General features: G+C 69.5%; 25 protein-coding genes. 13 read left to right on the top strand and 12 right to left on the bottom strand.

Features of this window, described 5'->3' with window-relative positions:
- The 3 genes from G6O69_RS38765 to G6O69_RS41305 all read left to right on the top strand — a co-directional run.
- Positions 1-348: hypothetical protein (locus tag G6O69_RS38765; protein ID WP_176397428.1), on the top strand; the 348-nt coding region annotated here is incomplete at its 5' end.
- Positions 349-501: 153 nt separating this feature from the next.
- Positions 502-807 carry a hypothetical protein gene (locus tag G6O69_RS38760; RefSeq protein WP_176397416.1) on the top strand — a complete coding sequence of 102 codons (306 nt, stop codon included), beginning with the start codon at positions 502-504 and terminating at the stop codon, positions 805-807.
- Entirely contained in the window at positions 753-1268 is a 516-nt protein-coding gene (locus G6O69_RS41305) for a hypothetical protein (protein WP_255216867.1), read from the top strand. The genes G6O69_RS38760 and G6O69_RS41305 overlap by 55 nt, the downstream gene beginning before the upstream one ends.
- Positions 1269-2113: 845 nt before the next feature.
- On the opposite strand, the gene G6O69_RS38750 is transcribed toward G6O69_RS41305, so the two are convergent.
- Positions 2114-2836, bottom strand: coding sequence for a hypothetical protein (locus tag G6O69_RS38750; protein ID WP_176397426.1), 723 nt, complete (start codon positions 2834-2836; stop codon positions 2114-2116).
- A gap of 49 nt (positions 2837-2885) precedes the next feature.
- Here G6O69_RS38750 and G6O69_RS38745 point away from each other — a divergent pair, with 49 nt between their 5' ends.
- The 3 genes from G6O69_RS38745 (at position 2886) to G6O69_RS38735 (ending at position 5460) form a co-directional block, all read left to right on the top strand.
- Positions 2886-3722, top strand: a complete 837-nt coding sequence (locus tag G6O69_RS38745; RefSeq protein WP_176397425.1) for a hypothetical protein — start codon at positions 2886-2888, stop codon at positions 3720-3722.
- A 679-nt stretch (positions 3723-4401) separates the two neighbouring features.
- Positions 4402-4602 (top strand): hypothetical protein, encoded by a 201-nt coding sequence (locus tag G6O69_RS38740; protein ID WP_176397424.1) that lies wholly within the window; start codon positions 4402-4404, stop codon positions 4600-4602.
- A gap of 453 nt (positions 4603-5055) precedes the next feature.
- Complete coding sequence (locus G6O69_RS38735) at positions 5056-5460, top strand: hypothetical protein (RefSeq protein ID WP_176397423.1); 405 nt, start codon at positions 5056-5058, stop codon at positions 5458-5460.
- Between the two features lie 334 nt (positions 5461-5794).
- Here G6O69_RS38735 and G6O69_RS38730 read toward each other — a convergent pair whose 3' ends face one another.
- Both G6O69_RS38730 and G6O69_RS38725 read right to left on the bottom strand, forming a co-directional pair.
- Positions 5795-6001, bottom strand: a complete 207-nt coding sequence (locus G6O69_RS38730) for a tyrosine-type recombinase/integrase (protein WP_255216868.1) — start codon at positions 5999-6001, stop codon at positions 5795-5797.
- 201 nt (positions 6002-6202) lie between these two features.
- Positions 6203-6616: a DUF6444 domain-containing protein gene (locus tag G6O69_RS38725; protein ID WP_176397421.1), complete on the bottom strand. Its 414-nt coding sequence runs from the start codon at positions 6614-6616 to the stop codon at positions 6203-6205.
- A 125-nt stretch (positions 6617-6741) separates the two neighbouring features.
- On the opposite strand from G6O69_RS38725, the gene G6O69_RS38720 reads away from it, so the two are divergent.
- On the top strand, positions 6742-7077 hold the full coding sequence (locus G6O69_RS38720; RefSeq protein ID WP_176397420.1) for a hypothetical protein: 336 nt from the start codon (positions 6742-6744) through the stop codon (positions 7075-7077).
- Positions 7078-7260: 183 nt separating this feature from the next.
- On the opposite strand, the gene G6O69_RS38715 is transcribed toward G6O69_RS38720, so the two are convergent.
- The 4 genes from G6O69_RS38715 to G6O69_RS38700 all read right to left on the bottom strand — a co-directional run bounded on the left by G6O69_RS38715 (position 7261) and on the right by G6O69_RS38700 (position 12236).
- Entirely contained in the window at positions 7261-8229 is a 969-nt protein-coding gene (locus tag G6O69_RS38715; protein WP_176397269.1) for a LysR family transcriptional regulator, read from the bottom strand.
- A gap of 65 nt (positions 8230-8294) precedes the next feature.
- The gene (locus G6O69_RS38710; protein WP_172307849.1) at positions 8295-10721 is read right to left on the bottom strand and encodes a hypothetical protein; all 2427 of its coding nucleotides are present in this window, start codon (positions 10719-10721) and stop codon (positions 8295-8297) included.
- A 221-nt stretch (positions 10722-10942) separates the two neighbouring features.
- On the bottom strand, positions 10943-11917 hold the full coding sequence (locus G6O69_RS38705) for a bestrophin family ion channel (RefSeq protein WP_172307850.1): 975 nt from the start codon (positions 11915-11917) through the stop codon (positions 10943-10945).
- A 31-nt stretch (positions 11918-11948) separates the two neighbouring features.
- Positions 11949-12236 (bottom strand): hypothetical protein, encoded by a 288-nt coding sequence (locus G6O69_RS38700; RefSeq protein ID WP_172307851.1) that lies wholly within the window; start codon positions 12234-12236, stop codon positions 11949-11951.
- A 194-nt stretch (positions 12237-12430) separates the two neighbouring features.
- Here G6O69_RS38700 and gor point away from each other — a divergent pair, with 194 nt between their 5' ends.
- On the top strand, positions 12431-13795 hold the full coding sequence (gene gor / locus G6O69_RS38695) for a glutathione-disulfide reductase (RefSeq protein WP_172307852.1): 1365 nt from the start codon (positions 12431-12433) through the stop codon (positions 13793-13795).
- Positions 13796-13910: 115 nt separating this feature from the next.
- Here the strand turns inward: gor and G6O69_RS38690 are convergent, their stop codons facing one another.
- The 4 genes from G6O69_RS38690 to G6O69_RS38675 all read right to left on the bottom strand — a co-directional run bounded on the left by G6O69_RS38690 (position 13911) and on the right by G6O69_RS38675 (position 16216).
- Positions 13911-14150, bottom strand: coding sequence for a hypothetical protein (locus G6O69_RS38690; protein ID WP_176397419.1), 240 nt, complete (start codon positions 14148-14150; stop codon positions 13911-13913).
- A gap of 238 nt (positions 14151-14388) precedes the next feature.
- On the bottom strand, positions 14389-15513 hold the full coding sequence (locus G6O69_RS38685; protein ID WP_172307854.1) for a tetratricopeptide repeat protein: 1125 nt from the start codon (positions 15511-15513) through the stop codon (positions 14389-14391).
- Positions 15514-15629: 116 nt separating this feature from the next.
- Complete coding sequence (locus G6O69_RS38680; RefSeq protein WP_172307855.1) at positions 15630-15938, bottom strand: hypothetical protein; 309 nt, start codon at positions 15936-15938, stop codon at positions 15630-15632.
- A gap of 50 nt (positions 15939-15988) precedes the next feature.
- Positions 15989-16216 (bottom strand): hypothetical protein, encoded by a 228-nt coding sequence (locus tag G6O69_RS38675; protein ID WP_172307856.1) that lies wholly within the window; start codon positions 16214-16216, stop codon positions 15989-15991.
- Between G6O69_RS38675 and G6O69_RS38670 the strand changes: the two genes are divergently transcribed.
- The 4 genes from G6O69_RS38670 to G6O69_RS38650 are packed head-to-tail and all read left to right on the top strand — an operon-like array spanning position 16200 to position 19897.
- On the top strand, positions 16200-16481 hold the full coding sequence (locus tag G6O69_RS38670; RefSeq protein ID WP_176397270.1) for a hypothetical protein: 282 nt from the start codon (positions 16200-16202) through the stop codon (positions 16479-16481). The genes G6O69_RS38675 and G6O69_RS38670 overlap by 17 nt on opposite strands.
- Before the next feature lie 25 nt (positions 16482-16506).
- Entirely contained in the window at positions 16507-17247 is a 741-nt protein-coding gene (locus tag G6O69_RS38665) for a radical SAM protein (protein WP_172307858.1), read from the top strand.
- Entirely contained in the window at positions 17244-19310 is a 2067-nt protein-coding gene (locus tag G6O69_RS41300) for a class I SAM-dependent methyltransferase (RefSeq protein ID WP_255216866.1), read from the top strand. The genes G6O69_RS38665 and G6O69_RS41300 overlap by 4 nt, the downstream gene beginning before the upstream one ends.
- The gene (locus G6O69_RS38650) at positions 19307-19897 is read left to right on the top strand and encodes an ATP-binding protein (RefSeq protein ID WP_172307860.1); all 591 of its coding nucleotides are present in this window, start codon (positions 19307-19309) and stop codon (positions 19895-19897) included. Before G6O69_RS41300 ends, G6O69_RS38650 begins: the two co-directional genes overlap by 4 nt.
- A 234-nt stretch (positions 19898-20131) precedes the next feature.
- Here G6O69_RS38650 and G6O69_RS38645 read toward each other — a convergent pair whose 3' ends face one another.
- A complete protein-coding gene (locus tag G6O69_RS38645; RefSeq protein ID WP_176397418.1) occupies positions 20132-20482 on the bottom strand; it encodes a hypothetical protein in 351 nt (116 codons plus the stop codon).
- 117 nt (positions 20483-20599) lie between these two features.
- Between G6O69_RS38645 and G6O69_RS38640 the strand changes: the two genes are divergently transcribed.
- The coding region (locus G6O69_RS38640) for a hypothetical protein (protein ID WP_176397417.1) at positions 20600-20924 on the top strand (325 nt) is incomplete at its 3' end.

The following is a 20924-nucleotide window of genomic DNA, read 5'->3' as shown; positions in this document are numbered from 1 at the left end:
AGCTATCCATGGGGCGCGCACCAGCGGACCGCGAGCTCCTATCAGGTCTACGCCGAGTACGCTCGGCGCCCTGGTCGGGTCCTGCGCCGCGAAGGAGCATGTCCTGTCTTGCGATGGCGTCACCTTGTTCGAGGCGCTGAAGAAAGAAGACTCGGACTCGTCGTGGTCCACCTCGCTCAGCTACTGGGTCTCCGAGGATCGGTCGCTACCTGGAAGATGTATGCGAACAGCGCCAAGAGCTGCGCCGGAACCGCCGACAGGGACAACATGCGCTTCACCGGAACAGCGAGCCAGCGCATACCACTACTACAAAACGATCTTCGTCAAGTGGATGGACGCTGCCAGTAGTCTGAGCGACGTCGAGCAACCCGGTCGGGAGCAGGCCCCGGACAATCTCGTCCGGGGTCTGCTCTCTCTTACAGCAGCCGCGCGCCCCCCGTCGGCCCTGAAAAAAATCGATCCAGTCGTGATCTGGCGCCCTGCCGTCGGAACCACGAGAGCATGATGACCAAGCAACTCGAGCTCTCCATCCTGCTCACGACTGGCGTCGCCCTGATCGGCTGTGATCAGTCCCCCGAGGACTACGAGAACCTCGAAGACCTCGAGGAGCTCGTCGACCTCCAAGATGTCGAGGACGCCTCGCAGCAGCTCGACGAGCGCGTCGAGGACGGAGAAGGGCCGAGGGCTCGCGGATCGTCGCGCCCGAGACCATCGACAACCACGCCCCCTGTGGCGAGCAGACCCTGCTCACCGTGCATGCGACCTCGGGGGCGAACTACGTGTTTTGCGGGCTCGGAGACGGCGTGACCGGCGTGCTCGAGGAGCTCCCGGCCGACGGCCGCGCCACCAGCCTGCTCGACCTCTACACGTCGCCTACCGAGGGCGCGGTCGAGCATGCCGAGGCCGAGCTCGAGCTTCGTTTGATGGGAGAGCTCCTCGGGGACGCCTGCCTTGGTCCGGCGCCTTGGGCGCATGCCGATGCAAGCGCCGCCCGCCTCGCTGGCGAGGTGGAGGCTTGCTGCGACCTGGCAATGTCGACGCGGCCCCATCGTCCCCGAGTACTGACGCTGTACCCCGACGGAGTGCTTGCCCTTCTTGGGGAAGCCGGTGTCGTCGATGACGAAGGCGTCGAGGCCCGGAGCTTGTCCTCGACGCGCAGGGCGAGTCGGCGAAACAGCTCCCACTCGTCCCAATCAGCGATCGTGATCGCCTGCTGGAGTCGCTGGCGGATGGCTTCGCTGTCACCGGGCGCGGCTGCGAGGCGCTGAGCGATGGGCACCATGCTCTTGCGCTCGCCATCGAGGAGAAGCCCACGCATGTAGTTGGCGAGGGCCTCGCGCCGCTCGCTGCGACCCATCTGATGAGTGATTGTAGCCGAGAAACTCCTCGAGTTCGCCCCCACCCGGAGATTTGTTCTGGAGTCACCCCCGCAGCAGATCACAGCCGGGGATCGTTGTCGATCCCCATCTGACCAAGTAGTCCTAGAACGGCGGGTCAATACGCGGCGCCCGCAGTTCCGACAAGTCACCCGCCGAGCGAGCTCGAAGCGAAGCCGCGCTCGTCCTCTCGTCCCTGCCGAGGTCCCGGGAAGCGTCCCCAGCGCCGCGCCCCATGCATCTGACATGCGCTAAGTACGGCCCGTAATTCATGCGTTTGGAGTTCCTACACGCACGCTGCCACTTCGACGTTGCCACTTCGGCGACGGTACCACCGCGGACTCGGCTGGCAAGCCGACCACGGGGCGGAGCGCGGACCCGGCCGGCGTGGCCGGGTGCGTCCGCGCTCGGGCTGCTGAACACGCGTGCAATCGCTCTCGGCGAAGCGAAGAGCGCGAGTTAGCATCGGGCGGTGACCGACGCGGAGGCGAGCGCTCGAACCCGCGGCCGACGTGGGCGCATCGCCCTGCGAAGCGGCGCCGCGCTCCTCGGTCTCGGCCTCGCCTACGCTGTGCTCTGGCGCGCGCCGAAGCGCCAGCTCGAGCGCGCTCGCGCCGAGGTCGAGCGCTGCCATCGCTACGCGCGGGACGACATCGCCATCCTCGACGACTGCCGGGCTCGACCCCGCGTCGCCGCCTCGCTTCGCTCGCCGGTGACGCGCAGGTCCGCGCTCGAGTTCATCGCCCGCACGGACTACGCCCGCGACGAATCGCGCTCGAGCATGCCTCGCGCCAGGCGTCGACGCGGCCGCGCGCGATGCCGCGGCCGCGCGGCTGCTGCTCGACGCGGACGCGCTCGTCGACCTCGGGCTCGACGCGGGCGAGCTCGCTCCCGATCTCGTCCACGCCGGCGCTCTCGGTGCAGCCGCCGACGGACTGGGGCCGGACGCCGGACGGCCGACGAGCCACCCGGAGCTCGTCGCTCGCGCGACGCTGGGCCGCGGGCAGCTCGAGCGACTCCGGGATCTGTGGCGCGCGTCCCCGACCGCGCCGACGAGCTGGCCCGCGGCGCTCGAGCGCGGGGCGTGGCTGTGCCTGCTCGACGAGGTGCAGCTCGGCGAGGCCGCCCTGCGCGAGGCCGCCGACGCGCTCGGGCAGCGAGGCCAGGACGACGCCAACCTCGACGCGATCCGCGTCGCGCTCGCCGCATGCACGGGCGCCGCCATCGACCCCGAGCTCGGACCCCTCGAGGGCCCGGGCTACCGCGGCTGGGTCGCAGCTCGGGAGGTCGCGCGCGGGGACGCGACGGCCGAGGCCTGGCTCGGGCGACTCGACGCCGGCGAACGCTCGCCCGTGCTGGCGCAGGCGGTCGCTCGAGATCCGACGACGCTCGAAGCGCTCGCGCACGGCCGCGAGCTCTCGCCCTCGCCGAGGTTGTTGCAGGCGGGGGCGCGGGGTCATCACGGCTCACGTCCCGCGAACGACGGGCATCGTCTACGACCCTGGGACGATGCTCCGGGCGGCAGAAGCCACGATCGCCGCCGACGGGTTCAGCGCGAGCTCGCGCGCGCTCGCGGGCCTGATCGCGGCGGAGGCCGCGGTCGAGCTCATCGCCCGGGGCTCGTCCTCCGAAGCGAGGGCCGCGCTCGCCCTCGCGGGCCGCCACATCGACGCGACCGACGCCTGGGTCCTGCACGGCCCGCGCATCCTCGTCGGGGACGCGCGGGCCGTGCTCGACGAGATCCACGCTCGACTCGCGGCAGGGCGACGCGCTGCCCGTCGGCGAGCGCGAGCGGCTCGCCGAGCTCGAGCTGCGCGCGCTCGCGGCGAGCGGCGACTGGCAGCGGCCCTCGCTCGAGCCGGACGCTTCCGTAGCGACCTCGAGGGACGCAGCGACCGCCACGCGCTCGCGGTCGCGACCTGGTACCTCGCCCTCGCGCTGCAGCTGCACGAGCCCACGCCGAGCGGCCTCCCGCTGGCGACCGAGGCCGGCGACGGGTGGACCCGGCGACGCTGGCCTGGCACCTCCGCCTCGCCCGGGACCTCGAGTTCGGGCGAGGAGCGCGCCCGGCGCTCTCGTCCTTTCCGGTGGCCCGGACTGTCCCGACCTCGGCGCCGTCTTGCTCGCCAGGGCGCGTGGCAAGGGGACGCCGAGGTCTGGCTCGACCTCGCGTTCGTTGATCAGCTGTCGAGGCTCGGGCGCGAGGCGATCTGGGCTCGCGCCGAGGCGGCTCGGTGGCGGGGGGATGCCGGATCCGAGGCGCGCTGGCGAGGGCGGCTGGGAGAGCTCCTCGCGCTGGCCAAGGACGAAGAACGGGCGATGCTCCTGCATCTCGCGGGGATCTGAGCTGCGATGGGCTCCTCCCCCTCCATTCGGCGTTGTCGGGCTTCGCTCGCCGTGTCACGGTCGAGGTATGGCCCTGCGTTCTCTCGCACAACTCGTACCTCGGTCGAGCGGTCCACGTCGGCGCCCCTTTGGCGGAACGTCCGTGTCCTTCCCGCATCGCTCACGGATCGAGGCCGGCCTCGGCGAGACTGCCGGGAGACTGGCGTGTCGAAGCTCGAAGCTGCGAAGCCAGAGGGGTTCAGGCGTTCACCGAGGGCACAACCACGACCTTCGCGTCACCCGATCCTCCCTTGACGGTCGCGGCCCACGAGGCTGCCCACCTCATGCAGCACGCCGGCCTGAGCCGAGACGCCGGGCTCGGTCCTGAAGGCCATGCTCACGCTGTCGCCGAACAGATCGGCGCAGGTCGCTCGGCGCGCCCCCTCCTCGACCACAGTTGGGGCAACCCGTGGCCAGCGCGACCCGACCCTACACGGAGTTCACGTCGTTCGACGCCGATACGCTCTGGATCGGGGGACGAGATCGGGATCCCGGCCACAGGACCGGCGCTCGCTGGGCTCGACTACCCGATCAAGGTGTCCGACACGTCCGAGACCCTGACAAACTCGATCATCTCCGCGAACGGAGGTCCAAGGTCCTGTTTGCGACCACGGCCATCGTCAAGAGCGCGAAGCGCAAGTTGGCCGCCATCGACAGTGGTATCGAGCTGACGACGAACACGAGCAACGCGATCGAGATCGACGGTGAGCGTCTCGTCGAAGTCACGGCTCGGTTCCCGGATAGCAAGAACCCGCAGTGTCTCAGCCGTGACTGCGGCCGGGCGGCGAACACGATCATGGGCCTCAAGGGCAAGCCCGCAGCGCAGGGAGTATGGCGATGACCAGGAGAGCGCGGTCTCGGCTCAACCTTCGACGTTCCGGTCCGAGATCCTCGGTTGGATGGGCTCGGACAGGGACGCGTACATGAGCAAGAACGAGGACCAGGCCGACGCCGAGGACGAGAAAGCAGGGATCAACCGCTACGCGATGCCAGGCGTGGGTGACGCCTACACCAATCGTCGCCAGCTACGACAACCCGACCCGGTGGGGATACCACTTCGCTGGAGTCATCCTCGCCCCGGGCCACGATCGAGTCACGGCCGAGAACGAGGCCGTCGGCGAGAACGTCGAGGAGAAACCTCAACTGGAAATTCGAGACCTTCGGCCCCCCGACCAAGCGCGGACAGAGCTTTCACGACCAAGAGTCCAAGCAGTGGGCCGGGTCGCGGACCGAGGGGGCGATGACGATCTCGGTCAAGAATCCTCGCTTCTGGAAAAAGCCGGTCCGCGAGATCATGAAGATCTACGACGACAAGCAGCTCAGGGAGCACTGGGGCGGCTGGCCGTGGCACGAGCTCGAGCAGCGCTCGATCGAGATCAAGACCGAGTACTTCAAGTTCCATGGCTGGCGAGAGCCCGAGCAAGCCGACGTGACCTTCGAACTCGTCGGGCCCAAGGCCAGGCGTAAGTATGAATCGGGGTGGTGGACCGTGCACCGGGGCGGCTCCGACACCTGGCGCGTCCCCATCAAGCGTCTGATCGGGACTCCCCCGCAGGGCAGCTCCATGAACGTCGAGTTGGCGGAGCGCAAGGGAGAGAGTCTCATCCAATTCACGTGGGACTACTCGGTTCCCCAGGAGGCGCTCCCGTTCCCGCCCGTCAAGGCGACAACGGCTATGCTCGGGTCACCGTTGGTCTGAGCGACTTCCACCGGACACCGACTGACGGCGATCGAGCCAACGGCGAAGTCGGGCGCCAGTTTGCTTGGAAGTCGTGGCACGAAACCTGGGAGACCCTGCTAAGGTCCCCAATGGGCCCAATCGAGACCGACGAAGCGCAATCTATGAGCCGGAGAAGGGCTTCATGCACATGGGACTATCCACGCGTCACCCACGGCCGAGGAGCTCGTCGAAGTTGCGAGGTGGACCCACGACCGGCTCGCCCGGGTATGCGCGCGACATGGTCGCTCGCTCGACGAGCTCGACGGAAACTCAGAAGAGCCCGTAAGTCATCGATATCACTCAGCTTTGCAAACTAAGCTTCAACGCGTCTCCACGATGTCGCCATCCCCGGCGGCAGACCGGGAGCAGGAAGTTCGAGCAGCTTGATCGCTCGCTCCAGCGCAGCAGGGCTCAGATGCATGTAGCGCTGCGTCGTCTGGAGGTTTGCGTGTCCTGCCAGTTCCTGGATCGACCTCGTGGAGCCCCGCATGGCGAGGTGCGAGCAGAAGGTAGACGCCAGTCAGCATCACCACGACGGCGACCAGGCGCGGCCCGAACGACGACGCGGGGATCTTCGCTTCGCGGCACGACACGCGAGTCCGGCCGCCGCAGCGGCTGCACGCCACTTCGTGCCGACGGAAACTCGGTGACGTGGGGGCCGCTCGGCTCGAGCTCGAGCAGCTGAGACGGCGCGGCTCGTCGTCGACGAGCTGCGGCAGCGTCACACGCAGTCCAGACAGACCTCGGGGAACAGGTCGATGACCTCGTCGACGCGCTCGGGCGGCAGCAGCTCCCGGTGCGCGCCGCGGTGGCCCTTCTGACCGCCGCGCTTGCGCTTGCCCTTCGACTTGGGCTTGCGCTCGTTCTTGCCGGCCCCGGGGCCGTCGCTCGACGGGGGCAGGTGCGAGTTGCTCGAGTTTTGGCCGAGCTTCTCGAGCAGCTGCTCGATCTGGCTTCGAGCTTGGCGACCTGTCCTCGAGTCGGCGATCCGGGCGACCTCGCCCTCGAGCTCGGCGATCCGGGCGTCCTTCTCGGCGAGCTTGGTCTCGAACTCGGCGGCCGAGAGCGTTGCGTCCCGGACCTCGGCGTCCGGTAGCTCCGCGTTCTCATCAGCCCCCACATGACCGTTGATCACGACCGTCGTCGCATGTCGATCCTGCGGTCGCGAGATCGGTCACACCGACTTTCTCGGGGTCTGAACGGTTACACTGCAGGTTGCTAACCGGACCGTCGGGGCCTCGATCTCGTCTTCTTGCCTTGATGCCGAAAGGCGTTGAGCACAGCTGCCGCACCTGGAGTTCCGCTCGAAGGACACGTGTACGCCAACCGGCACAAGCCGACCACGTCAAGAACACCAAAGGGCCAGCGCAAGCACCTCCCAACAGCACCGTCAACAAGCTCCTCGGGCAGGTCAAGACCATGCTCGAGGTCGCCGTCCGCTGGCGGATCATCGAGGCGATGCCCCTCGAGATCGAGATGCTCGAGCTGCCCATGACCGCGGGCGATCAAGCTCCTCGAACTTCCTTCGCCCGACTCGCCGGTCGGGAGTGGAGACATGGTGGAGACGGTCTAGCCGGGCTCCAGAAACTTGTTTGATCTCGATGACTTAGGGGCGTATTCAGGATTCCGTGGTGGAACCCAGCGCGGCTCCTGGCGCCGGGTTTTCGTCGAGGGCGCGAAGCCAAAACGCCGCTGTACCGGGCGTACTGCAAGTTTTGGCGACAAAGCCCTCGGCGAAAAGAACAAGCGAGGTGTCGTGTTGGGTTTCACCACGGGCTCCTACGCGCCCGGCTCCCCGCGCTCGCCTGGGATGGGCGCGATGCGCTCGGCGTGGGCGAGCAGGGCCTGCTTGGTCCGCCGCCACGCCGCCGTCCGGTGAGCGTCGGCGCGAAAGCACAGCAAGATGCGATCGGGGATCTGCGGGAGCTCGGGGTGCATCACCACGAGCTCGCCCTCGTGGCCGTAGTTGGCCACGCGCCGCGGCAGGATCCCCACGCCCAGGCCCGCGAGCACCAGGGTCTTGGCAAGCTCGAGGTCGCCGGTGGTCAGCAGCCGCTCGGGCAGCAGGTCCATCCCGCGCAAGGTGTCGACGATCTGCTGGCACTGGTCCACGCGCCCGGCGTAGATCAACGGCGAGTTGCGGAGCCTGGACTCGATCTCTTCGCGGCTGCCGGGCGCGGCCAGGCCGTCGACGCGGCCGACCAAGGCCACGGCGTCGCGGAAGGCCTCGACCATCACCAGCTCGTCGTGGGGCAGCGGGTTGACGATCAACCCAAAGTGCACGCGGCGATCGATGACCGCCTCGCGCACTCCCGCCGACGTCCCGTTCCACACGCGGATCTCGATGCCGGGGCTGGCTGCCAAGAAGGCGCTCATGAACGCCGGCAAGAAGTAGGCACCCAGCGACTCGTGGCAGCCGATCACGAACTCGCCCGCGTCGCCGCACTCGAGCCCGCGGATCCGCTCCTCCATCTCGTCGACCATCCCGAGGATCTCGCAGGCGGAGGTCGCCAGGGCTCGGCCGGTGGGCGTGACCGTCACGCCGCGCGGGTTTCGGAGCAGGAGCTTGCTCTCGAGGTGCTCCTCGAGGCGTTTGACCGCCGCCGTGAGCGTGGACTGGGCCACGCCGAGCTGCTTCGCCGCTGCGGTCAGGTTGCCGACCTCCGCGATCACGCGGAAGTAGCGCAGATGAACCAGGTCCATTGCCTGGCCATCATGCCCCAAGGCGGCGGTCGGTGCGACCGGCACCGACCGCCGCCTGGTGCTCTTTCCCCCCACGTTACGAGAGCTCAGCTCGCCGCAGCGTCACGACTTCACTGCTGCTGCGGCACGTTGCTCGGACAGAAGTCCTGATCGGAGTCGACCGCGAAGGTCTCGGTGTCGTCGTCGATCGCCTTGACAAAGGCGATCAGATCCGCGAGCTGCTCATCCGTCGGCCCGAACACCTGGTTGCCCGCCCGCAGGTGGGCGGTGAAGTCCCCGCTGGGATCGAGCAGCTCCTCGAGGCTCTCGGCCGAGCCGTTGTGCAGGTAGGGAGCGCCCTGGCCCACGCCGAGCAGCGAGGGCACGTTGTAGCCGTCGGCGCCCTGGGCGGTCGCGCCGTTTTGGCGCAGCTCCTCGGCGCCGTGGCTGGCCGGACCGTCGACATCGAAGGTCCCGACAATCCGCGACACGCAGACGTGGCGCGCGGGCGCCCCGTTTTGATCGTTGGCGAGCACGGTCAGCTCGCTGACATCGGTGCTCGTGAGCTGATCCGCGCGCACGTCACCGGTCGAGGACACGCCGGCCTCGAGCAAGGTCAGCGCGCGCTCGTCGAGGTCGCTGCCGTCGTTGGCGTTGAAGGCCGGGGTGTAGCTGCGCCGCGAGATCGTCCACAGCGAGCCGCTGTGGCAGTTGTCGCAGCCGCCGTCGTCGAACACCGTGCGGCCCGCGAGGGGATCCCCGTCGAGGCGCGTGGGCGCCTTGGGCGAGCGCAAGCTAGCGATGTAGGTCTCGATCGCGTCCCAGTCGTCGGGCGTGGCCCCGGTCAGCGCCGCGCCGCGGGCCGAGCCGCGGTTGAAGGCGTTGATCGGGTCGGCGACGCCGCCCTCACCGACGATGTCGATGCGGACCTCGGCGTTCGGCGAGCCGTTGTCGTTGAGCGCGGTGTCGCTGACGATCGCGCCGGTGCCCCCGGCGACTCCGCGAGTGTTGAGCTCGAAGTCATGGATCTCGTCGAAGATCGCCGTCCAGTTCAAGATCCGCTGCTCGGTCCCGCCGGCGTTGAAGCTCGCCGAGGTGTCCACGGTCTGGCGCGGGCCCGCGGGGAAGGACCAGGTCACGTTGTCGGTGGTCCCAAAGGGGTGGCAACCAGCGCAGCTCACCCAGCCGTTGGCCGACCACCGACCCAGGCCGGTGTTGAAGAAGCGCTGGCCCTGGAGGGCCTCGATGCCCGCGGCGTCGCTCGGTGAGCTCGCCGAGCTGATGTCGGCGGTCACGGTCTCCTGCTCGGCCAGGTCGATGTGGGAGATGCTGCGCGCGACCTCGTTGGCCGTGTACATGTTGGTGCTCGAGATCGCCACGCCCATGGGCGAGCGGCTCGCGCCCAGGAAGCTGGCCCCGGAGAGCGAGCCGGCCTTGATCGGGTTGGCCGAGAAGTCCACACGCAGCACGCTGTCGGAGCTCAGCGAGGAGAAGTAGGCGAACTCGGTGTTGTCGGCGAAGGCGATGTCCGTGGGGATCGGGATGAAACGCTTGGGCGCGTCGAGCTCGTCGACCAGGCCGTTGAGGTCGATGGGCTGGGACTCGGGGGTGAGGCTCTCGACGTCCACCCGGTGCACGAGGCCCTGGAGGTTTTGGTGGAAGTCGGTCCCGCCCTCGAAGGAGGCCGGCGAGGCGCCGACGCTGCTCACGTAGAGCGTGCCCTTGTTGATCGCGCACGAGTAGAGCTGGTTGGGGTAGGCCCCCGTCGACTCGAAGCCCGCCGTGCCCGAGCTGGTCAGCGCGGGCAGGCGCAGCTCGCCGAGCTCGCCCTCGCCGGTGATCGTGAACACCCGGCCCTCGCGGGCGTTGTCGGTCGCCTCGCGGCCGCCGGCGGCCACGCCGTAGAAGTCGGTCACGAACACGGTCTCGTCGCCCTCTTCGGCGTCGAGGTCGTTGGTCACGCAGACCGCGTAGGGCGATCCCCCCGTCTCGATCTCCTGGGTGATCTGCATGCTCTCGGTGTCCACCGCGATCACGTAGCCCTCGGCCCACAGCGGGACCCACAAGGTCGTGCCCGCGGCCGAGAGCGCCGCGCGGCCGGGCTCGGCCCCGACCGTGACCTTGTTCTCGAGGGTGGGGCCGGTGTCCAACCCACCGATGCGGGCGACCGTGCCCTCCTCGCGCAGGACCACGAAGATCGCGTCGCTCTCGGGCGAGAAGGACACCGACTCCGGTTCACCGCCGAGCACCAGGCGCGCCTCTTCCGTGAGGCCAGGCAGCGAGAAGATCGTCAGCTCGCCGCTCCCAGAGTTGACCACCGCCAGGCGGGTGCCGTCGGGCGAGGCCGCGATTGGACCGCCCTTGGTCGCCCCGGGGAAGAACAGCAGCTCTTCTCCGCCGGTCTCGCCAGTGTCGGTTTCACCCGTATCGCCGGTGGTGGTGTCCCCCGTATCGGAGGTCCCGGTGTCGTCGTCCTCGCCGGGCTCGTCGGTCTGACAGGCCGGCAGGAGGGCCGAGAGAAAAAGTATGGGTAAGCTCGTGTCGATCCAGCGACGCATTTCGATGGAGTGTTCAGGGCCGCCGGCGTTGCGACCACTAGACGCCATCAATCGCTCACATCGACGAGACCGATACCGGACCCCGGGCCGCCATCGGTCTCGTCGATGGATCGTCAAAAAAACGCCCTGGAGCGCACACTAGCTGCGGCTCAGGGCGCCTTGGTCGTTTCCGCTCGACTGCCCGAGAGGTGGGGCACGATGCCCCACTCACGGCGCACCGGCTACTGAAGAATCCCGTCGTCGGGCTCGAGCAGCTCGGGCAAGGCGCTGCGATCTTCGCCCAGGCGCTGGCGCAAGTTGACCTCGATCATCCGTGACAGCGTGGTCAGCGGGAGGTCGTTGGGGTCCTTGCCAAAGGGGTTTTCGATCTCCGTGCCCACGGAGTCGAGGCCATAAAAAGCGTAGGCGACCAGGCCCACGACCACCGGCGTCCACGCGCCGACCTGATCGACGATGCCGAAGGGCAGGCCCACGCAGTAGAGCAGCACGATCCGGTGGATCAGCACGGTGTAGCTGGCGGGGATCGGCGTCGACTTGATGCGCTCGCAGGCGCCCTGGACCGAGGTCATCTCGGTCAGGCTGTCCTCGAGCGCCGGCAGGTGCATGGGGTGGACCCAGCCGCGGTCGTAGAGCCAGCGCAGGCGGTCGCCCAACCACTGGAGGATCGCCACCGGGCGGTTGTACTCGTCGATCAGGCTGGCGCGCAGCTCGTCGGGGATCAGCCCGCGCAGCTCGTCGAGGGAGTCTTCGTCGCGCAGATGGTGGCGAAAGGCGTGGACGTAGGCGATCAGCGCGTGGACCAGCTCGCCGCGCACGGCCTCGACCTGCTCGCGCTCCTCGGCCGCGAGCTCGTGGTCGCCCTGGGCGTCGATCATCCGCGGGCCGATCAGCGTGAGCAGCTGGCGCGTGAAGCTGCGCGAGACGTTGACCATGCGCCCCCACAGCTTGCGCCCCTCCCAGAACCGGTCGTAGCCGGTGTTGTTGCGGAAACCGAGGAAGATCGACAGCGCCAGGCCGATCAGCGTGAAGGGCAGGTGCGTGAGCTTGGGGTGAAACTCGGGCACGTGCTGGGACGTCCAGGTCACGCCGATGGCGACGGCCATCGAGACCGCGACCCGCTTCCAGATCACGGTCAACGTGGTGCCCTTGAACATGAACACCTGGGCGAGCCAGGAGCGCCGGTCGATGATGATCATGGCGCGGACAAGCTACCTCAAAGCGGCGGCCTCAATCCACGAAGCGCCGGGGCACCCGCAGGCCCATGAACCCCAAGAGCGCGAACACGAGCGCCACGAACATGAACATCAGGCGCACGTCGGTGGTCTCGCTGGCCCAGGCGACCGCGCCCAGGGGCAAGATCAGCCCGAGGTTGAGGCCGCCGACCACCCGCGAGAGCGAGGCGCTGCGCGAGCGGCCCTCGCTGGCGAGCACGTGGATGATCAGCCCGAGGCCGAGCAGGAGCAGCAGCACCGCGAAGGGCAGCGCGACGATCGCGAGGCGGGCGAGGCTCTCCATGGCGGTTTTCGGTCGGTCGGGTGATCCCGGGCGCTCGCGGGGCGAGCTGGGCGGGCGAACCCTAACAACCCCACGCGGGGCGAGCCAGCCGAGCTGCCCGAGCTGCCCGAGCTGCCCGAGCTGCCCGAGCTGGGACAGGGGCAGGCCGCCGCGACCGCCTCGCGCCCCGCTGTCAGCCCTGCTACACCTGCCGCGTGCCGGAATTCGACTTCGATCTCTTCACCATTGGCGCCGGCTCGGGCGGCGTCGCGGCCAGCCGGCGCGCCGGCGAGTACGGGGCCAAGGTTGCGATCTGCGAGGGCTCGCGCGTGGGCGGGACCTGCGTCATGCGCGGCTGCGTGCCCAAGAAGCTGCTCGTCTACGCGGCCAGCTTCGCCGAGCACTTCGCCGACGCGGCCGGCTTCGGCTGGTCCGTGCCCGAGCCCAAGCTCGACTGGCCCAAGCTCATGGCCGCCAAGGAGGCCGAGCTCGACCGCCTCGAGCAGATCTATCGTCGCCTGCTGCGCGACTCCAAGGTCGAGCTGATCGAGGGTCGCGGCAAGCTGATCGACGCCCACACCGTCGAGGTCGGCGACAAGCGCTACACCGCCAAGTACATCCTGATCGCCACCGGCGGCTGGCCCGAGCTCCCCGACATCCCCGGCATCGACCTGGCGATCACCTCCAACGAGGCCCTCGAGCTGCCCGAGCTGCCCAAGCGCGTGACCATCGTCGGCGGCGGCTACATCGGGGTCGAGTTCGCGGGCATCTTCAACGCCGCCGGCGCCAAGGTCACCATGCTCCTGCGCGGCGACAACGTGCTGCGCGGCTTCGACGACGAGATCCGCGAGCGCCTGGCCGAGGAGATGAACGCCCGCGGGGTCGAGATCCTCACCGAGGTCCGGGTCCGCAGCATCGACGAGCGCAGCGACGGCTCGCTGAGCCTGCTCCTCGACCACGACGAGTTCCACGAGACCGACGCGCTGCTCTACGCCACCGGCCGCAAGCCCGCGAGCGCCGGCCTGGGCCTCGAGATGGTCGGCATCGAGACCCGGCGCGACGCGGCCATCGTCGTCGACGAGCGCAACCGGACCGCGGTGCCCAACATCTACGCGATCGGCGACGTCACCCACCGCATCAACCTCACCCCGGTGGCGATCGCGGAGGGCCGCGCCCTGGCCGAGACCCTGTTCAACCGCAAGCCGCTGATCACCGAGCGCGACAACATCCCCACCGCCGTGTTCTCGCGCCCGCCCGTGGCCACCGTGGGCCTGACCGAGCAGGAGGCCCGCGAGCGCCACGAGTCCGTCGAGGTCTACTGCACGCGCTTTCGGCCGATGAAGGCCACGCTCTCCGGCCGCGCCGAGCGGATCACCTGCAAGCTCGTGGTCGACAAGCCCAGCGGCGTCGTGCTCGGGGCCCACATGGTCGGCGAAGACGCGCCGGAGATCATCCAGGGCCTGGCGATCGCCCTCAAGTGCGGGGCGACCAAGCGCGACTTCGATCGCACCATGGGCATCCACCCCTCGGCGGCCGAGGAGTTCGTGACCATGCGCTTCCCCGTGCCCGACACGGACTGAGCCTGTCCCATCCCGCCCCCTCGTTCGCGGGCTGCGAGGGCGCCGACTCGTCGAGTCTGCGCCCTCGCGTCGCGTCTGGGCGCCTAGGAGCCCGTAGTGAAACCCAGCGCGGCGCCTAGGGGCAGCGCAACCGGCCCGAGACGACGCGCGCCATCGCCCGCTCCAGCCGCGGCCCGAGCTGCGCATCACCTTGGACCTCGACGGCGACCGCGTCGCTCGCTCCAGCCAGAGTCGCCAACGCATCGCTGGCGGACTCGAGGCGCGCGGCGACCTCCTCGCAGCTCGGCGCTTGCTTGGCGGCTTCGGCTTCGCCTTCGCCTTCATAGGCGCTGGCGACAGCCTCTGCGGCCTCCACCCAGGCCCGCGCTTCGGCGCTCGGACCCGCGGGCGCCGAGCCCTGCTCCTGCGCCTCTGCTCGCCCGCGTCTGCTTCGGCCGCTCCCGACGAGTCCGCTCCCGGCTCGGCCGTCGCCCCTGCGCTCGCCGGAGCCGGCCGCGACGCGTCGTCTCCCCCCTCCGCCCCCTGCTCGTGCGAGCGGGTCATGCAGCCGAGGCCGCAGCCGAGCACCAGCACCGTGACACCCAAAAAGACCCTCACTCCTCGACCTCCATGCATTCTTCCTCCTGCCCCTCGTAGGGCTCCTGGCCCGCGGAGCGGATCACGCCGGGCGCTGGACAGCGCGGGTGGTAGCTGGGGTAGGCGCCGATGACCTCGATCTCGATGGCGCCGCGCTGCTCGTAGATCGCGTCGAGCCCCGCCCGCGTCCACACCGGCAGGCCGTCCGCGACCGCCTTCTCCTCCCACCGCGCGTAGGCCTTGCGGTACTTCCCAGCCCGCCGCCGCAGCGCCGCGAAGTACTTGTCGAGGGGCAGATAGCAGCCCTCTCGCAGCTTGGGCTTGGGCCCGTAGCGCTCGCTGATGAAGCGCTGCTCGAGGGCCTCGCGCCACGGCGAGAACTTGGCCCGCAGCGGGTGGCGAAGCTCCGCGGCGCGCTCGTAGGCGCTGTGGGCCAGGCGTCGCTCGCCGCGCAGCGCGAGCGCGTTGGCGAGGGCGTAGTGAATGTGGGAGATGCTCTCTGCCCCGTAGACGGCGATCATCGCGACGAGCGCGTCGATCACCGAGTCGTCGAGGCCGGCGGCCTCGTAGGCCGCCACGCTGCCCTCGTAGCGCTGCTCGTCGCTCAGCTCGAGGCCGAGAAAGTCTCGCTCACCGACGTCCTCGCCCGCCTCGAGGCTCGCTAGAAATTCGACGAGCTGTCGGTGGATCCGCTCGCGCCCAAAGTGGGCCTGCGGCTCGAGCTCGAGGGCGCGGTCGATGTGCTCGAGCGCGCGCGCGTACTCCCCCGTGAAGGTGTAGAGCGTCCCGAGGTTGGCGTGGGTCGCGTAGCCGTCCGGGTCGATCGCGGCTCGCCGCTCGAGCACCTCGCGGGCTTCGTCGAGGCGGCCGAGGTGGATCAACGCGACGGCCTTCATGTCGAAGCCGCCGAGCCACTTGGGCGCGACGGCCAGGCCGGCGTCCGCGGCCTCGATGCGCTTTTCGTAGTAGGCGTCCGTGTGCTTGATGTAAGCCCCGACGAGCGCATCGACCACGCAGGGCAGCGCCTCGGCCTCGGCCGCGTAGGTCTCCTGATCCCACAGGCAGGCCGCGGCCTTCGCCGGCGAGAGCAGCACCAGCGCGACGCATGCCGCGAGCGAGAGCCGGCCGACGCGAGCGAGCATGAGCCGACAGTAGCAGCCTCGCCCGCGCCGCGGGCACGAGTATCTTCCCTCAGTCTGGACCCAGTGCGGCCCCGATACGGCCCGCGTGCGCTTCGAAACCGAGTCGTGACCTCGCCTCAATCGAACGCGCCCTGGCTCTGCAGCTCCCGCATCAGGCTCGCAAAGTCCTCGAGTGTCATCACCTCGGGATGGCGCAGGTAGTAGTCCGTGGCCCAGCTGCGCGCCAGCTCCGGCCGCTGGCGCTCGCGCTGCGCCTGCGAGAGCCGCCCGTCGGGGCACCACGGCCACAGCGCGTAGAGCCGGTCGAGGTCGAAGGGCTCCTTGCCCTTGGCCAGCGCCTCCGCCCGGGCGCGCTCGAGGGCCTGGTCCTCCTCGCTACGGGCCGCGGCCAGGACCGCCGAAAGCCACTCATCGTCGCTGCTCACCGCTGCTAGTCTACCGCGTGATCAGCCGCGCCCTCCTCCTGAGCTTCGCGCTAGCCGGCCCGGGGTCGAGCGCCGCGCCCTCCCAGGCCGCGAGCCTGGGCATCGACGGCGCGCAGCTGCGCCAGCACATGGAGCGCCTCGCGTCCGACGACTACGCCCTGCCCTTCAACGTCACCGGCCCGCTCGAGCGCGGCGAAGACCTGCTCGTGTTCGAGACCCCCGAGGGCGAGCGCGCCCTCGAGCGCCAGGCCTACGCACTCGATGGTCAACGTCGACATGGTCGGCCGACTCGACTACCACATGGCCAGCGACGAGCTCGAGACGATCAATTTCCCGGGCATGGAAGCCATCGCGGACGCCGTCGCGCGCCTGGTCTTGGCCCTCGCCGAGGGCGCCGAGCTCGGGCCGCCCATCCCTGGGGCCGGCAGCTCGCTCCCCTGCCATCGCGGCGGCCGCCAACCCGACAGCACGCGCAGCGACGGCCTGCTCTCGCCGGTCTCGGTTCGCCAGGGCTGGGGTCCCGGCGAGCCCGTGGCCTGGTGAGCTGCTATCGTCTCCAGCGCCCGCCATGGTCGAGCTCAGGCCGCAAAACCCCACGCTGACCGGCGCCCTCCCCCGCGACCGCCCGAGCGCGGCTCGCCCCCACCGGGTCTACGTGGCGCTGACCAACCACTGCAACCGCGCCTGCCCGTGGTGCAGCACCCACTCCTCTCCGGCCGGGCGCAGCTTCCTCGATCTCGCCGCCTTTCGGGCCTGCCTGCCCGCCGAGGGCCCCTTCGAGGTCCAGCTCGAGGGCGGCGAGCCGACCATCCACCCCGAGTTCTGGGCGATGGTCGAGCTCGCCCGCGCCCACCCACGCTGCGCCAAGCTGGTCGTCGTGACCAACGGCGTGGTGCTCCCGCGCTCGCGCCCCGCCCTCGACGACTGGCTCGCAAAGCTGGGCGAGCCCGCGACCCTCAAGCTCTCGGTCAATCACCACCTGCTCGCCCGCGACCGCGACCTGCTCGCCCTCGCGACCACGCTGCGCGAGGCCCTGGCCAGCCTCGGCGGCGCGCGCGAGCTCGTGCTCAACGTCCGCCTGCGCCCCGACGCCCCCGGGCGCGACGCCTGGGTCGTCGACGCCGTGCGCGAGGCCGGCCTGCTCGCGCTCGCCAACGTGTTTCACCTCCAGGCCTACGGCATGGCCGACGACCGCGACTGGGAGCGCCCCTTCGTGGTCGGCAGCAATTTTTCGCTCATCAACCCCGACGGCCGCAGCTGCGGCACCGACCTCATCGCACGCTCCGCGGCCATGCGAGTGCTGCCATGACTGCCAGCTTCGACCCCAGCTGGCGGCGGCAAAAGAGCGCGGCCTTCGACCTTAGCGCCAACAGCACGGCGCGCGGGACCATGCGCGTGAACCTGTGGGGCCAGCCCACGCAGATCTACGCCAACGCCAACTTTTCAATCTACAGCGCCCAGACCTGCAACGCCCGCTGCCGCTTTTGCGTGGAGGAGCTGCGCCCGGCCTCGCGCGGCCGCGCCCTCGAGCAACAGCGCAGCGTCGAGGCCGACGACGAGCGCTACTTCGCGGCCCTCGACGCCTCGCTCGCGGCCCTGCGCCCGCTCGCCCCGACGATCTCGATCACCGGCGGCGAGCCCAGCAAGGACCCCCGACTCCCGCGGATCCTCGAGCACGCCGCCCGCTTCCCCAGCAAGCGACGCTCGCTGACCACCAACGCCTCGGGCCTGCTCGACCATCGCGCCGGCGCGCGGATCATCGACCACGTCGTCGCCGGCGGCGTCGAGCACCTCAACATCAGCCGCGCCCACCCCAGCCACGAGCGCAACGCCTCGCTGATGGTCTTTCGAGACGGCCTGAGCGTGGCCCAGCTGCGCGAGGTCGTCACCATCGCCCGCGCCGGTGACTGCCGGGTCCGCCTGTCCTGCGTGCTGATCGAGGGCGCCGTCGACTCGCTGGCCAAGATCGTCGAGTACCTCGACTTCGCCGCGTCCCTGGGCGTCGACAACGTGATCTTTCGCCAGCTCATGCACATCGACCGCGACACCGTCGCCGACAACTTCGTGGTCCGCTTCAGCGAGCGCAAGCGCGCCCAGCTCGAGCCGCTGCTCGATCAGATCAGCGAGTCCCCCGAGTTCGCGTTTCAGCGTCAGATCGTCGGCTATTACTACTACGTCGAGGTCTGGCGATGGCAGGGCATCGACGTGGTCTTCGAAGAGGCCGACCTCGCCCAGCTCGAGCGCAGCAAGGCGAGCATGCCCGGCGTCGTCCATGAGCTGATCTTCCACCCCAACCCGCCTGGCCGCGACCTGGCAACCTTGGGACGGCGAGCTGGGGCCACCGTGAACGCCGCGCCCGTGCTCCCGGCGCTGCCTTACTTTGGCGACAACCTGGCCGTGCTCGCCGAGATCGAGACCGCGCTCGAGCGCCACGCCATCGGCCCCAGCGTGGGCGAGGCGATCTTGCTGCGCGCCAGCGAGCACGAGAAGCTCGCCCGCGTGCTCGCCCTGGGCAGCGACCGCGTCGGCTATCCCGGCGACAAGCGCTGGCGCCACGACCCTCGCATCGCCCACGAAGACCTGATCTTGGCGACCACGCCCCAGGAAAACCGCGACACCGAGCTCGCCGGCGACCCCGAGGCTTCGAGCTCCCTGCGCAAGCTCCCGGGCATCCCCGCGCCGATGATCCTGGTCTACGCCGCCGCCTGCTTCGAGGCCCTGCGGCCCAAGTCGTACCGCTTCTTGGATCCAGCGGACAAGGTAGCGGCCCTGCGCGCGGTGATCCCAATTCGCAAGCTCGAGCGGCCGCGCGGGTGGTTCTCCCCCGAGGAAGGCCGCGCCTATCGCAGCTTGGTCGACGCCGCCTTGCGAGCGCCGCAAAGCCGCGGCGTGATCGTCGAGCTCGGCTGCTGGCTCGGCCGCAGCACCTCCTACATCGCAACCCTCTGCGCCAGCCTCGGCGCCCGGCTGATCGCCGTCGACCACTATCTCGGCTCGAGCGATCGCTTCGACGCGGCCTACAAAGAGACCCTCGCCAGCCGCGACGTCGCGGCCGAGTTCCTCGCCAACATCGCGGCCATGGGCGCCGCCGTCGACCTGCGTCGGGCGTGCTCCCTCGAGGTCGCGCCGACCATCGCCCCCGGAGCGCTCGACCTCGTGTTCCTCGACGGCTCCCACGACCACGCCGCGGTCGCGGCAGACATCGCCGCTTGGCGCCCGCGCCTGCGCCCCGGGGGCGTGCTCGCCGGCCACGACCTCTCGCCCGAGCACCCCGGCGTGGTCGCGGCCGTCGAGGCCGCCGCCGCCGCCCCCAACGCCACGCTCAGCCGCGGACCGGGGAGCCTGTGGTCGCTGACATGGACGCCCCGATGACCCGCAAATCCGTCACCGTGGTCACCGGCGCCTTCGACTGCGGCAAGACCACCACCCTCGAGTGGCTGCGCGAGCACCACGGCCTGCGCATCCACGGCGAGGCCCACCTGCGCGCCCTCGCCGAGATCGGGGATCGCAGCGCCGGCCATCCCCCCGATCGCGGCTTCTTCAGGATCACCGATCCTGCCCACTTTTGCCCAATGTGCCGACCCTGGCAGTTTGCCGAGCTCGTCCTCGAGGCGCAGCGGGAGATCGAGCGCAGCGCCCAGCCGGGCGACCTGCTCGAACGCGGCTACCTCGACCCGATCGAGATGCTGCTGCGCAACACCCAAAGCCCCGACGACGGCGCGCGGCCGACCTGGACCACGATCGCCGACTACGCCCAGGTCGTCCTCTTCGAGGTCATGCCGGCGCTCCAGCGCCCGCGCTGGGGAAAGTCCCAGGCGCAGCGCGTCGCCGAGGCCGAGGCGATCAACCAGCGCCTCGCTCGGCTCTATCGCGCGGCCGGCTTCTCGCTCGTGACGATCCCGCCGGGCAGCGTCGAAGCGCGCGCGGAAGCCCTACTCGCGGCCCTCGCGGGCGGCTGAGCACCCAGCCACTCGAGCGTCCCCGCGCTGCGAGACGTCGCCCGCCGCACAGCGAGAGCGCTGCGACTCGTCTCCTGTGGCCAATGAGGATGTCACCGTTGTGTAACGCTTCAGATATGCAAATTGTGTCGTGAGAGACCAAGCTCGCGGCATGCGAGCTCGCACTTCACATCTCCCCCTCATCGGCGCTGCGCTCTCACTGCTCACCTCGAGCGCCTGTGGAGATCAGCCCTCTCAGGATGACGAGGTCGCCGCAGACGAGAGCGAGGGCACGAGCGGAGACGACGAGGTTGGCGATCCCGACGAAGGGTCGAGCGCCACTGGAGATGACGAATCGACGAGCAGTGACACCAGCTCCGACAGCGACACCAGCTCCGACAGTGACACCAGCTCCGACAGCGACACCAGCTCCGACAGTGAAGACGACGAGTCGACCAGCGACGAGTCTGGCTCCGAGGAGTCCGATACCGGCGAAGAGCCGGACACGGCCTGGGTCGGCCAATCACGATCACCGGCGCCTTCGATGAAGTCTTCATCGACGACCAAGCCGAGCCACTGCCCATCGAGGACACCAATGGCAGCCACCCCTACGTCGAGGTCCCCGCCGGCTCCCACGTCTTCCACTACGACACCACGAACGACGACGAAGACGACCACGAGGAGTTTGGGCCCTTCGAGCTCGAGGCCGGTCGCGAGTACACCATGGTCTTCTTCATCGTCGACATCGAGGGGGACGAGCGCACCTTGATGGAGCTATTCCTCAATGACAGCGAGGACATCGCCCCCACGGACATGCGCCTGCACTTCATGCACGTGTCAGACACCATGGGCTGGTATCCCTTACAGACCCTCCAGTTCGACGTCCTCGACCTCGACGCCCAAGTCCCGGCCCTGCTCGTCGACGATCTCGACTTCCGAACGCACGCCTACGTCGATCTCCCAGCGGGGTCTCACACCATCGGCTCGACCCCGATGACAACTCGACCCCAGTTTGGGTCTACCACCTCCCGGAGGTCAGCGGAGGCGA

The sequence above is a fragment of the Pseudenhygromyxa sp. WMMC2535 genome (genome assembly GCF_011083025.2).
The sequence above is the reverse complement of the archived record's forward strand: the minus strand, read 5'-3'. Positions and strand labels throughout refer to the sequence as shown.

Bases quoted from the DNA above. Each gene is read 5' to 3' on its own strand.
- G6O69_RS38685 (WP_172307854.1), bottom strand. From the start codon at position 15,513: ATGCTCGCTCGCGTCGGCCGGCTCTCGCTCGCGGCATGCGTCGCGCTG.
- G6O69_RS38745 (WP_176397425.1), top strand. From the start codon at position 2,886: ATGCTCCGGGCGGCAGAAGCCACGATCGCCGCCGACGGGTTCAGCGCG.
- G6O69_RS38670 (WP_176397270.1), top strand. From the start codon at position 16,200: ATGGTCAACGTCGACATGGTCGGCCGACTCGACTACCACATGGCCAGC.
- G6O69_RS38665 (WP_172307858.1), top strand. From the start codon at position 16,507: ATGGTCGAGCTCAGGCCGCAAAACCCCACGCTGACCGGCGCCCTCCCC.
- G6O69_RS38710 (WP_172307849.1), bottom strand. From the start codon at position 10,721: ATGCGTCGCTGGATCGACACGAGCTTACCCATACTTTTTCTCTCGGCC.
- G6O69_RS38760 (WP_176397416.1), top strand. From the start codon at position 502: ATGATGACCAAGCAACTCGAGCTCTCCATCCTGCTCACGACTGGCGTC.
- G6O69_RS38705 (WP_172307850.1), bottom strand. From the start codon at position 11,917: ATGATCATCATCGACCGGCGCTCCTGGCTCGCCCAGGTGTTCATGTTC.
- G6O69_RS41300 (WP_255216866.1), top strand. From the start codon at position 17,244: ATGACTGCCAGCTTCGACCCCAGCTGGCGGCGGCAAAAGAGCGCGGCC.
- G6O69_RS38650 (WP_172307860.1), top strand. From the start codon at position 19,307: ATGACCCGCAAATCCGTCACCGTGGTCACCGGCGCCTTCGACTGCGGC.
- G6O69_RS38750 (WP_176397426.1), bottom strand. From the start codon at position 2,836: ATGACCCCGCGCCCCCGCCTGCAACAACCTCGGCGAGGGCGAGAGCTC.
- G6O69_RS38720 (WP_176397420.1), top strand. From the start codon at position 6,742: ATGCCGAAAGGCGTTGAGCACAGCTGCCGCACCTGGAGTTCCGCTCGA.
- G6O69_RS38675 (WP_172307856.1), bottom strand. From the start codon at position 16,216: ATGTCGACGTTGACCATCGAGTGCGTAGGCCTGGCGCTCGAGGGCGCG.
- G6O69_RS38700 (WP_172307851.1), bottom strand. From the start codon at position 12,236: ATGGAGAGCCTCGCCCGCCTCGCGATCGTCGCGCTGCCCTTCGCGGTG.
- G6O69_RS38735 (WP_176397423.1), top strand. From the start codon at position 5,056: ATGAAGATCTACGACGACAAGCAGCTCAGGGAGCACTGGGGCGGCTGG.